This is a genomic window from Candidatus Pantoea rara, assembly GCF_051136265.1.
Lineage (GTDB): Bacteria > Pseudomonadota > Gammaproteobacteria > Enterobacterales > Enterobacteriaceae > Pantoea > Pantoea rara.
The window spans coordinates 1,773,984-1,785,700 of the sequence record NZ_CP194942.1 but is presented as its reverse complement, the minus strand read 5'-3'; the positions used below and the strand labels follow the sequence as shown (position 1 = coordinate 1,785,700).

Annotated in this window: 9 protein-coding genes; 3 read left to right on the top strand and 6 right to left on the bottom strand. The window is 56.3% G+C overall.

What is annotated here, in order from left to right; translation table 11 throughout:
- Positions 1–16 precede the first annotated feature (16 nt).
- Together proQ and ACR8BF_RS08380 are read right to left on the bottom strand one after the other, a co-directional pair.
- Positions 17–721, bottom strand: a complete 705-nt coding sequence (proQ, locus tag ACR8BF_RS08385; protein ID WP_179895548.1) for an RNA chaperone ProQ — start codon at positions 719–721, stop codon at positions 17–19.
- Between the two features lie 96 nt (positions 722–817).
- Positions 818–1,318 carry a GAF domain-containing protein gene (locus ACR8BF_RS08380; protein WP_033732889.1) on the bottom strand — a complete coding sequence of 167 codons (501 nt, stop codon included), beginning with the start codon at positions 1,316–1,318 and terminating at the stop codon, positions 818–820.
- 213 nt (positions 1,319–1,531) lie between these two features.
- Here ACR8BF_RS08380 and yebS point away from each other — a divergent pair, with 213 nt between their 5' ends.
- From yebS to rsmF, 3 genes are all read left to right on the top strand, one after another.
- Entirely contained in the window at positions 1,532–2,776 is a 1,245-nt protein-coding gene (gene yebS / locus ACR8BF_RS08375) for a membrane integrity lipid transport subunit YebS (RefSeq protein ID WP_179895547.1), read from the top strand.
- A complete protein-coding gene (locus ACR8BF_RS08370) occupies positions 2,745–5,378 on the top strand; it encodes a PqiB family protein (RefSeq protein ID WP_314984115.1) in 2,634 nt (877 codons plus the stop codon). The genes yebS and ACR8BF_RS08370 overlap by 32 nt, the downstream gene beginning before the upstream one ends.
- Before the next feature lie 81 nt (positions 5,379–5,459).
- Complete coding sequence (gene rsmF / locus ACR8BF_RS08365) at positions 5,460–6,887, top strand: 16S rRNA (cytosine(1407)-C(5))-methyltransferase RsmF (protein ID WP_313699244.1); 1,428 nt, start codon at positions 5,460–5,462, stop codon at positions 6,885–6,887.
- 1 nt (position 6,888) lies between these two features.
- Here rsmF and ACR8BF_RS08360 read toward each other — a convergent pair whose 3' ends face one another.
- The 4 genes from ACR8BF_RS08360 to ACR8BF_RS08345 all read right to left on the bottom strand — a co-directional run bounded on the left by ACR8BF_RS08360 (position 6,889) and on the right by ACR8BF_RS08345 (position 11,655).
- A complete protein-coding gene (locus ACR8BF_RS08360; protein ID WP_179895545.1) occupies positions 6,889–7,536 on the bottom strand; it encodes a metallophosphoesterase in 648 nt (215 codons plus the stop codon).
- 277 nt (positions 7,537–7,813) lie between these two features.
- Positions 7,814–8,026, bottom strand: coding sequence for a DUF1272 domain-containing protein (locus tag ACR8BF_RS08355; RefSeq protein ID WP_179895544.1), 213 nt, complete (start codon positions 8,024–8,026; stop codon positions 7,814–7,816).
- Positions 8,027–8,130: 104 nt separating this feature from the next.
- The gene (locus ACR8BF_RS08350; RefSeq protein WP_434745856.1) at positions 8,131–9,486 is read right to left on the bottom strand and encodes an MFS transporter; all 1,356 of its coding nucleotides are present in this window, start codon (positions 9,484–9,486) and stop codon (positions 8,131–8,133) included.
- A 138-nt stretch (positions 9,487–9,624) separates the two neighbouring features.
- Positions 9,625–11,655: a choline transporter gene (locus ACR8BF_RS08345; protein ID WP_434745855.1), complete on the bottom strand. Its 2,031-nt coding sequence runs from the start codon at positions 11,653–11,655 to the stop codon at positions 9,625–9,627.
- Between the last annotated feature and the right edge of the window lie 62 nt (positions 11,656–11,717).

The window sequence follows — 11,717 nt, the reverse complement described above, 5'->3', positions numbered from 1 at the left end:
GGGGTTAGCCTCCGTTTCAGAACTGCAAGTGTTCTGCGCGCACAATCATTGCCATGCCGGAAGCGAGCTGGACCCGAACGCCGTCTTTTGATACTTCAAGAACGGTAGCGTCCATCGCACTTTTGCCTGCTTTAACTTTTATACTCTGGCCGGGTTGCAAAGTTGAGGTATCAGTGATGGGTCGGGCTTCCTGCTCCGGACGTGGGGCTGGCTTGCGATGCTGTGAAGCGGTCGCCCGCGGTGCTGCAGTAGTCTGCGGACGCGGTTTACGCGCAGCGTCACCTTCTGCAGGCTTACGTGCCGCGGGCTTGCGTGGACGACGCGGGGCTGGGCCCTCTTCGCCTTCGCCTGCTTCACGGCGTGCAGCGCGCTGCTGGTCACGCTGCGCCTGGACGCGGGCTTTCGCTTCTTCCAGCTGTTTGCGTGCATGCTCAACGTGTTGCTCATCCAGCACGCCACAGGCATTGCCGTCGAGATCGACACGGATAGCACCGGCTTTAATGCCGTAGAGATAACGCCAGCTTGACGTATAAAGACGCAGCGCAGAACGCAGCTGTGTTTTGCTCAGACCCATTTCGCCCTGAACACGCTCTACCAGATCCTGAAAGATACCGATTTTGAGCGGACGCGCTTCACCTTCAGCGCTAAAGCAGTGCGGAAAGCGCTCCGCCAGAAAAGTGATGACTTCTTTACTGCTATTCAACTTAGGTTGATTTTCCATGAAATTTCCTGATTACAACGGGTTTGCCGACCAGCGCAGGCATGAACAGGCGACATTATAATGACAACATCGCTAAATGCCATGTGATCCAGTCGATTAGCTGCGCGTCAGCTGCAGATATTTTTCTAAGTCGCTGTTCGCAAGCACTTCACAAAGCCCATCAGTCAGTGTGACCAGCCCCGATTCGTCGTCGCTGTCAAAGCGATTGTACTCCACGCTGTCGATGTCCAGCACCCCAACCACAGTGCCATTCACTTTCAGAGGAATCACAATCTCAGCATTGCTGGCAGCATCGCAGGCGATGTGGCCCGGAAAGGCATGCACATCATCTACACGTTGCACTTTTTCTTCAGCCAGCGCCGTGCCACACACACCTTTACCGACCGGAATGCGCACACAGGCGATTTTGCCCTGGAACGGGCCCAGCACCAGCGTATCGGCTTCCGTCAGCAGGTAGAAACCTGCCCAGTTCACGCCATCGAGACGTTCGTACAGCAGCGCGCTAAAGTTTCCCATCGCGGCGAGGAACGCCGTTTCTCCCGCCAGTAAGGCGCGCATATCGCGATTCAAATCGGCGTAAAAGGCAGTTTTGTTCATTATTCAACCGTTACCAATGACATCTGTACGGGTGATACAGACCGTTCGTTAAAAATAAGTTTTAAATATCCAGAGCCACAAGGTGAATCATAGCGTTAGTTGCTATACCCTTAGCATTCTGTGGATCGAAGCGTGATGCCCGAAACAGGCACAATGACAATGTCTTAATGACCGATATCTGTTCCTTCTGAAGAGCGAAGATTGCATCACCCTATGAAAATTCACGCTATCAGCCAGACATTGCCTCACGCACGTTATCAGCGTTGCCCGCAATGCGATACCCTTTTTTCCTTACCGGATGTGAAATCGCATCAGTCGGCACATTGCCCCCGCTGCAACGCTGAAATTCTCAGTGGTCGCGACTGGTCTATGACCCGTCTTATGGCGATGGCCGCCACCATGATCGTGTTAATGCCCTTTGCGTTCTCCCTGCCGCTGGTGGATATCCGGCTGCTTGGCATGCGCATTAATGCCAGCGTGCTGGAAGGCGTGATTCAGATGACCCAGCAGGGTGATGTGCTGACGGCCTCAATGGTGGCGTTCTGCACCATTGGCGCGCCGGTAACCCTGGTGGCCGGCATCTGTTATCTCGGCATCGGCAATCGGCTCGGTATGAACCTGCGACCCGTATTGCTGATGCTGGAAAAGCTTAAAGAGTGGGTGATGCTCGATATCTATCTGATCGGCATTGCCGTGGCGTCGATTAAAGTGCAGGACTATGCTTCGCTGGAGATTGGCTATGGCCTGGCGGCTTACATAGCCCTGACGGTGCTCAGCGTGCTGACGATGATCCATCTGAATATGGAGCAGTTGTGGGAGCATTTTTATCCGCAAAGCCCCGGCAATATGGCCCGCGACGAGATGCAGGTTTGTCTGAACTGTCACAACACCAGCATCCCTGACGAAAGGGGCCGCTGTCCGCGTTGCCATACGCCGCTCGACTTCCGACGCCGCCACAGCCTGCAAAAATCCTGGGCCGCACTGATCGCCTCGATTGTGCTGTTGATCCCTGCCAATCTGATGCCCATTTCCGTGGTTTACCTCAACGGCTCACGGCGCGAAGACACCATTTTCTCCGGCATCCTGGGGCTGGGTGAAGGCAATATTCCGGTGGCGGCAATTGTCTTTATTGCCAGTATTCTGGTGCCCTTTATCAAGGTGCTGGTCATGCTGACCCTGCTGCTCAGCATTCATTTTCGCTGTGAACAGGGGCTGAGAACCCGCATCCGGTTGCTGCGGTTTGTCACCTGGGTTGGCCGCTGGTCAATGCTCGATCTGTTTGTTATTTCGTTAACCATGTCGCTGGTCAATCGTGACCAGCTGCTGGCTTTTACCATGGGACCGGCGGCGCTGTTTTTCGGCGCGGCCGTCATCCTGACCATTATGTCTGTTGAGTGGCTGGACAGCCGCCTGCTCTGGGATGCACATGCAACAGGAAACGCCGACTACACCGACTAACGCAACGCTGCGCAATAAGCGCAAAATTTCGCCCTTCTGGCTGCTGCCGATTATTGCGATGCTGATCGCGTGCTGGCTGCTCTGGACCAATTATCAGGAGCGTGGCACCACCATCACCATCAATTTCCAGACGGCGGATGGTATCGTGCCGGGTCGCACCCCGATCCGTTATCAGGGCGTGGAAGTGGGCACCGTGCAGGGCATTAATCTCAGCGATGATTATCGCAAAATTCAGATTAAAGCCAGCATCAAGAGCGACATGCGCGACGCGCTGCGTGAGGATACGCAGTTCTGGCTGGTGACGCCTAAAGCCTCGCTGGCGGGTGTGTCGGGTCTGGATGCGCTGGTCGGCGGTAACTATATCGGGATGATGCCAGGTAAAGGTAAACCCAGCGAGGCGTTTACCGCGCTGGATACCCAGCCTAAATACCGGGTGAACACCGGCGAATTGATGATTCATCTGCATGCGCCCGATCTTGGCTCGCTCAACACCGGCTCACTGGTCTATTACCGCAAAATTCCGGTTGGCCGGGTCTATGACTACAGCATTGATAATAAAGCCGATGGCGTGGCGATTGATGTGCTGATTGACCGTCGTTTTATTAACCTCGTAAAAACTAACAGTCGCTTCTGGAACGTGTCGGGCGTGAATGCTGACGTCAGCCTGAGTGGGGCTAAAGTGCAGCTGGAAAGTCTGGCAGCGCTGGTTAATGGCGCGATTGCGTTTGACTCACCCCAGGGGTCGGAAACGGCCAAAGCTGAGCAAAATTACCGGCTCTATCCCGATCTGGCGCACAGTCAGCGCGGCGTGCAGATCACGCTGGATCTGCCCAACGGCAAAAATCTCAAAGCAGGCAGCACCCCGCTGATGTATCAGGGCCTGGAGGTCGGTACGCTGACCAAACTGAATCTGCTGGATGGCGGCAAGGTGACCGGCGAACTCACCATTGATCCGTCCGTTGTTGGTCTGATGCGAAGTGGTACCCGCATTGAGATGCACAGCCCGAAAATCAGCCTGACCGATACCAGCCTTAGCGCACTGCTGACCGGCAACACGCTGGAACTGGTGCCGGGCGAAGGCGAGCCGCAACAGCACTACACCGTGCTGGCGTCCAATGAGACCCTGCTGCAGAAACCGAACGTGCTAACAGTCAAACTCAGCGCGCCGGAAAGCTACGGTATCGATCAGGGCCAGCCGCTGATGCTGCATGGCATGCAGATTGGTCAGGTGATGTCGCGTTCACTGGATGAAAATGGCGTCAATTTCGTGGTGGCCGTGAATCCTGAAAATCGCGACCTGGTCCATGGTGACAGCAAATTTATCGTTAACAGTCGGCTCGATGTGAAGTTTGGCCTTGATGGAATGCAGGTATTAGGTGCCAGCGCACGTGAGTGGGTGGATGGCGGTATCCGGCTGGAGCCGGGCAAAAAAGGTGAGCCTAAAAGTGCCTATCCGCTGTTTGCCGATGCTGAAAAAGCGGAAGAAGGCATTACCGGCGATGGCCCGTCTACCACGCTGATGCTGACCGCCACCAGTCTGCCTGATGTGCAGGCGGGATCTATCGTGCTTTACCGCAAATATCAGGTGGGTGAGATTGTCAAAGTCACACCGCGTGCTGACGCCTTTGATATTGCCGTTCATATCCAGCCGGAATACCGCAAGCTGCTGACCAGTGAAAGCGTCTTCTGGGCCGAGGGTGGCGCACGCGTCAGCCTCAATGGCAGCGGCCTGACGGTACAGGCTTCGCCGCTCAACCGCGCGCTAAAAGGCGCAATCAGTTTCGACAATATGAGTGGTGCGCAGTCGGCCAAAGGGGCAAAACGCGTGCTCTATCCGTCTGAGACCGCGGCCCGCGCCGTGGGCAGTCAGATTACGCTGCATACCTATGACGCCAGCAAACTTTCTGCCGGTATGCCGATTCGTTATCTGGGTATTAATGTCGGCCAGGTTGAGTCTCTGTCGTTGAGCAAAGATAACAATCAGGTGGTGGCGAAAGCGGTGCTCTATCCGGAGTATGTGAATGATTTCGCCCGTCTCGGCAGTCGTTTTTCGGTGGTTTCACCGGAGATTTCCGCCACCGGTGTGAATCATCTGGAAACGCTGTTGCAGCCCTACGTGAACGTAGATCCGGGCAAAGGCGGTACCGTGCGTACCTTCGAACTGCAGGAGAGCACCATTACCGATTCGCGCTATCTGAATGGTCTGAACATTTATGTTGATGCCACAGAGGCGGGTTCACTGTCGCTGGGTACGCCGGTGCTGTTCCGTGGTGTGGAAGTGGGTACAGTAACCGGCACCTCGCTGGGTACGATGGCGGATCGCGTGCAGATCGCCCTGCGCATCAGTAAGAAATATCAGCATCTGGTGCGTAATAACTCGGTGTTCTGGCAGGCTTCAGGCTACAACCTCGACTTCGGCCTGGTGGGCGGCGTGGTGAAAACCGGAACCTTCCAGCAGTTTATTCGTGGCGGCATTCAGTTTGCGACGCCACCGACGGTCCCGCTGGCACCGCAGGCGAATCCGGATAAACATTTCCTGCTGCAGGATGAAGCGCCGAAAGAGTGGCGTAACTGGGGAACGGCGATTCCGTCTCCGCGTTAATTGAATCTGAACGGGCAGCCTGGCTGCCCGTTTTCTTTGCTCATGATACACTGCCGCCTTTGCCTTAACTGGAATGTGCCCGTGTCAGATGCTTCTTCGTTTTTCCCCGCCGATTTTCTCTCGTTAATGCGTCAGAGCCTGCCCGATGAGACGAGCTTCGCGCAATTCATCGCCTTCAGTCAGCAACCCCTGCGCCGCAGTATTCGCATCAATACCCTGAAGATCAGTGTGGCCGACTTCCTGAGCCAGACCGCCGGCTATGACTGGCAACTGACGCCGGTGCCGTGGTGCGAAGAGGGATTCTGGATCCGCCGGGAAGATGAGAGCCTGCCGCTGGGCAGCGTCGCTGAGCACCTCAGTGGCCTGTTCTACATTCAGGAAGCCAGCTCCATGCTGCCCGTCACCGCACTGTTTGACGCTCAGCCAGAGGTCAGCGCGGTGATGGATATGGCGGCCGCACCGGGTTCTAAAACCACTCAGATTGCGGCGCGGATGGGCAATCAGGGCGTTATCCTGGCCAATGAGTTCTCCTCCAGCCGGGTCAAAGTGCTGCACGCCAATATCAGCCGCTGCGGCGTCAGCAACAGTGCATTAACGCACTTTGACGCGCGGGTCTTCGGGCCAGCGCTGCCGGAACAGTTCGACGCCATTCTGCTCGATGCTCCCTGCTCCGGTGAAGGCGTGATTCGCAAAGATGCTGATGCACTGAAAAACTGGTCGCTGGCAAGCACGGAAGCGATCGCCGCCACTCAGCGCGATCTGCTCGACAGTGCGTTTCACGCACTTAAACCCGGCGGCACGCTGGTTTACTCAACCTGTACCCTGAATCAGATTGAAAACCAGCAGGTGATCGACGGGTTGCTGCAGCGCTATCCGGACGCGGTTAAGGTCTTGCCCCTTAATGGGTTATTTGAGGGTGCGGAGCAGGCCGTAACGTCCAACGGGTACCTGCATGTCTTTCCGCAGATGTTTGACAGCGAGGGCTTTTTTGTCGCCCGTCTGCGTAAAACTGCGTCGGTCGAGCCCCTTCCGGCGCCAGGTTATAAAGTCGGTAAGCTGCCCTTCTCTCACCTCAGCCGCAAGCTGGAAAGTGAGATTGCCCAGGCTGCCGCGGCCGTCTCTATCAAATGGGATGACGCACTGGAGCTGTGGCAGCGTGATAAAGAGATCTGGCTGTTCCCAAAAGCCGTCACCCCGCTGCTGGGCAAAGTGCGCTTCTCACGCATTGGCCTGAAGCTGGCAGAGACCTTTGCCAAAGGCTATCGCTGGCAGCACGAAGCGGTCATCGCGCTGGCACAACCTGATGCAACGCAGACTTTCGAGCTGACGGCGGCAGAGGCGGAAGAGTGGTATCGCGGCCGGGACATCTATCCGGAAACAGCACCCGCTCACAATGAGATGATTGTCACTTATCAGCAACAGCCGCTGGGGCTGGCGAAGAAAGTCGGCACCCGCATCAAGAACAGCTATCCACGCGAACTGGTACGCGACGGACGCCTGTTCCGATAACTCACTTGAGTTGTAGCATCGTCAGATGATTGCCAAACACTGCGCCAGTATCAATGTAATGCAGATTGGCAATCGTCAGCGGCTGTTTCAGCGGCGTGTGACCGAAGTAAAAGGCGTCCGCGCCACGGATGCCCGCCTGGTCGCCTGACTCAAGGCCCTCCAGCCGCTCACGGCTCCAGACCACCTGTTGCCAGTCGAGTGGCTTATTCAGCGCGTATTCCCGGGCCGGATAATCCGCATGGGCGATCACAATAATGCGCTCACCGAGTTGCAGGTGAAGTATCAGCGGCAGCGCACGACAGCGCCGCAACGCGTGACGTGCCGCGATTAACGCTGCACCCCGCAGCCCAAAGAACCAGTCGCCGCCATTCATCCGCCAGAGCGCCATTTCCTGCCCCTGCAACGCCGACAGCGCCATCTCCTCATGGTTTCCCCGCACGCAGCGAAACCAGGGCTCGTCCAGCAGCGCCAGACAACCCAGACTGTCGGGCCCGCGATCAATGATGTCGCCCACCGAAATCAGTAAATCCTGCTGCGGGTCGAACTGATGCTGCTGCAACTGCGCCTCCAGTTCGCGGCGGCAACCATGAATGTCGCCAGCCACCCAGATCCGTCGCCACTCTGCGCCATTCAGGACGTGGTAATACATTGATGCACCCGGCTTCTCTGCTGAAAATGTCATCAGAGTATAGTCAGGGCTAAACTGAACCGGCATGACGAACGGGAAAGCAGAGAGCAAGGGATGTGGGCAGAGGGAGCAAGGCTATAAGGCGAAGAGTTATTTACGGTGGTCGAAAGATGTGTCCCTTCCGGCGCTTATCTCCGGCACTCAGTTAAGGTGGTAGCTCTGTCAGGGACGAATTCATGATAACGACATCAGGCACAACAGGCTATCGGGCCCGAATCATATTTATTGTCATTTGAGTTCAACTGCGCAATTTTGCCGGGTATTTTTGCAACTTCTCTGCCGGACGCACCGGACGGCGCACCAGCTCACCGCCACAGTTGGGGCAAACATGCGCAAGATGCTCATCGCAGTCAGCGCAGAAGGTACATTCAAACGAGCAGATGCGTGCCGCCAGAGAGGATGGCGGCAGATCAACGTCGCAGCGTTCACAGTTAGGGCGAAGTTCCAGCATGGTGTGACTCCTTAAGAAGCGTGTCAGTCAGCATCGCGGTTACTGGCCCGAATGTCGAGCCGGTAACCGGACAGGAGTGCGCCAGATCCGGACATCATGCTCAGCTATGGCTCTTTACGTTGCGGGTCCCTGGGTAAATCATCCGGCATATCCTCGTCGTCAGGCGCGTCATCGTCACTCTCACGTTCCTCTTCCGGCTCCTGACCGCCCATCGACGCATGAATCACCTCCTCCTCCAGGGTTGGGATCAGCGCGGCACCCAGTGGCGACGTCGCCAGACTGTCAGGCATGACCACGTGCGGCAGCGGCACTTCGGTTGTCGGAAGCGGACCTGCTGCACGAACAAAGCTCAGTCCGCCAATCACCAGCGCGCAGAGCATAAAGAAGAGATAGAGCATATTGCTGCCGAGCGGCTCCATCAGCGCGCCCACCACCAGCGGCCCGATGCTGGCACCGATACCAAACGCCATCAGCAGACAGGCCGTTAACGAGACACGACGCTCGGCGGCAACCTGATCGTTGGCCAGCGCCACCTGCAACGGATAGAGCGCAAACTGCATCATGCTGGCGACAAAAGCGATGCCAATCATCCAGTGGAAGGTCAGATGCGGCAGCAACACGAGCGGCACGCAGGCCACGGCAAACAGCATGGCAATGATGAATAACAGCCGCTGGCGATCGTAGCGGTCAGAAAGCCAGCTCAGCGGAAACTGCGACACCAGCCCGGCAAAAATCGTCAGACTCATAAAATAGCCGGTCTGGCTGGTTGTGAAGCCTTTGCTGCTGCCATAAACCGGCGCCAGGCCGTAGAACGCGCCAATCGCCATGCCGGTTACCAGCGTGGTGCCGAGCAGTTTAGGAATGGTGCGGATAAAGTAACCCAGTTCCATCGGCGCAGGTGTCATCGGCCTGACGTGGGTACGGGTAGTCAGCGCAATCGGCACCAGACAAAGCGCGAAACAGAGCGCGACAATCAGCAGTGTGCTGACGCCAAAGCCGGATTGCAGGCTCAGTATTACCTGTCCGCCACTGAGTCCAAGGTAGGTGGCGACCATATATAAGCCGAAAATCATGCCGCGCTGGGATGATTCAGCCTGATCGTTCAGCCAGCTTTCCAGCACCATATACTGACACATCATGCAAAGTCCGATGATCAGACGCAGAAAGACCCATAGCGGAATAAAGTCAGTGAGCCCGTGCCCCGCCACGGAGGCGGTAATGATCCCGGCACAGGCAACGTAGGCGCGTATATGGCCAACGCGGGCAATCAGGTTGTGCCCCACTTTGCCGCCGATCACCAGTCCGATGTAGTTGGCCGCAATGATTGAGCCGATCAGCGCGCCATTGACATGCTCGCTGGCCAGACGTAATGAGACATAGGTGGTAAGCAAACCAGAACCGAGCAGCATCAGCAGCGTGGTCGTGTACAGCGGCAGAAACGTACTGAATATTTTTCCCATATGACTCCCTGTCTGTGCTTTTCTGGCATCAGGCCCGTAAAGCCCTAAAGATAGTCGATATCGGCTGGCCACGGAGCATTTCACCCAGCCGATGGCAAAAAAAAACCCGCCAGCAATTGCTCACTGACGGGCCCTGATTCAGACGCTCGGGAAGCTGATGTTGCTGCCCGGTGCTTCCCGGTTGAGATGGATGAAGTTCAGGTGTCGCTCATACTGATCCAGTATGTCGATAATCACCTGCTCTTTGCTGTAATCCATCAGGTCATTACCCTGGCTGCCCTCCATCAGGAAGGTTTCCAGTCGGTAGTAGGTCGACTTACCGCTGCGGGCGCGATAGGTAAAGCCTGGAATTGAATATTGCTGCGGCCAGACCTGATAGATGAAGTCCTGCTCTTCGCCCAGATGGACGCGCAGATCCAGATAGCCAATCGGGTTAGCCTCATCTGCCTCAACATTTTCCAGCGTGACGCGACCATCACGCAGCTCCAGCTCTTTCGCGACTTCCTGCATTGCCGGATATATGGTCTTTTCCATCATCTGCTGGGTATAGCGCGAGCCAGGGTAGTTCATCAGGCGCGACAGACGCTTCTTCCAGGTCAGACGATCGGTCGCATGAGCCAGATATGGCGCGGTGTCGCGCGTGGCGCTGGCCCGGCGGTGATCCTCAATCTTCAGGGACTTAAACAGACCCGCCATCACAAAGAAGATAACAAAGCTGAACGGCAGCCCCATGATCACCGTGGTGTTCTGCAGAGCAGTGATACCGTTGGTCATCAGCATGCTCAGGGTCAGTACCCCAATCGCCACGGACCAGAAGATGCGCAGCCAGTTCGGCGCATCGCTGTTGATGTCTTTCAGGCGTGAGGTGAAGTTGCCCAGCACCAGCGAGCCGGAATCCGCCGAGGTGACGTAGAACAGCATCCCGGTGATGGTGGCGACTGATGCGCTGAGTTTAAACGCCGGGTACTGCGCCAGCAGGCTGTAGAAGCCGCGCTCCGCATGGTTCATCACTTCCTGCGCAAACTCTGTATTGCCGTGAATGATCTGACACAGCGCGGCATTACCGAACACGGACAGCCACAGCAGCGTAAAGGTGAACGGAATAATCAGCGTGCCCAGTACGAACTCACGGATGGTACGACCACGTGAAATACGTGCCAGGAACAGGCCGACAAACGGTGACCAGGCCACCCACCACGCCCAGAAGAAAAGCGTCCAGCTGTTCATCCATTGGGTCGGACGATCAAAGGCAAAGGTATTAAGCGTCATGCCCATAAAGCGGTTGATGTAATCGCCGACGTTCAGCACCAGCGCATTCAGCAGGAACTCGGTGTTGCCGAAGAACAGCACAAACAGAATCAGCCCCAGCGCCATGATCACGTTGAGCTCAGAGAGAAAACGAATTCCTTTATCGACGCCCGACGTGACAGAGATGGTGGCGATGACGACAGAGAGGACGATCAGCGCAGCCTGTGCGGTAAAGCCTTCCGGAATATCAAACAACACTTTCAGGCCGTAGTTCAGCTGCACAACCCCTATCCCTAATGTGGTGGCGATACCAAAGATAGTGCCGACCACGGCCGCGATATCGACTGTGTGACCAATCGGGCCATAGATGCGTTTACCGAAGATGGGATAGAGCGCGGAACGGATGGTCAGCGGCAGGTTATAGCGGTAGCTGAAGTAGCCCAGCGCGATGCCCATCAGTGCATACATCGACCAGCCGGTCAGGCCGTAGTGGAACAGCGTCCAGACCATCGCCTGGCGGGCGGCTTCCAGCGTCTGCCCTGCACCTTCCGGCGGCTGCATATACTGCGTCACCGGTTCGGCGACCGAGAAGAACATCAGGTCGATCCCGATCCCGGCAGCAAACAGCATGGCGGACCAGCTGAGCACGCTGAACTCAGGTTTAGAGTGCTCAGGCCCGAGCTTGATCGAGCCAAAACGTGAGCAGGCCATGTACAGCACAAACACGATATAGAGCGTGGCAGCCAGCATGTAGTACCAGCCGAAGGTGGCGGAAACCCAGTTTACCGCCTTGAGGATCCAGCTCGCGGCCAGTTCACTGTAGAGAATCGTCACAAGTGAAAAAGTCAGGATCAATCCCGCAGACGTATAAAATACTACGTGATTGAGGCCGTCTTTTTCACCGGCAGGTGGATTATTCATCGATTACCTCTGGTTAATGTCCTGAAAATACGCAATGGATAAGTCTTGCCGTCCACGGTTTT

What these genes read in the sequence shown, in the direction of transcription:
- proQ (WP_179895548.1), bottom strand. Translation starts at nt 721, where the DNA reads ATGGAAAATCAACCTAAGTTGAATAGCAGTAAAGAAGTCATCACTTTT.
- ACR8BF_RS08380 (WP_033732889.1), bottom strand. Translation starts at nt 1,318, where the DNA reads ATGAACAAAACTGCCTTTTACGCCGATTTGAATCGCGATATGCGCGCC.
- yebS (WP_179895547.1), top strand. Translation starts at nt 1,532, where the DNA reads ATGAAAATTCACGCTATCAGCCAGACATTGCCTCACGCACGTTATCAG.
- ACR8BF_RS08370 (WP_314984115.1), top strand. Translation starts at nt 2,745, where the DNA reads ATGCAACAGGAAACGCCGACTACACCGACTAACGCAACGCTGCGCAAT.
- ACR8BF_RS08360 (WP_179895545.1), bottom strand. Translation starts at nt 7,536, where the DNA reads ATGTATTACCACGTCCTGAATGGCGCAGAGTGGCGACGGATCTGGGTG.
- ACR8BF_RS08355 (WP_179895544.1), bottom strand. Translation starts at nt 8,026, where the DNA reads ATGCTGGAACTTCGCCCTAACTGTGAACGCTGCGACGTTGATCTGCCG.
- ACR8BF_RS08350 (WP_434745856.1), bottom strand. Translation starts at nt 9,486, where the DNA reads ATGGGAAAAATATTCAGTACGTTTCTGCCGCTGTACACGACCACGCTG.
- ACR8BF_RS08345 (WP_434745855.1), bottom strand. Translation starts at nt 11,655, where the DNA reads ATGAATAATCCACCTGCCGGTGAAAAAGACGGCCTCAATCACGTAGTA.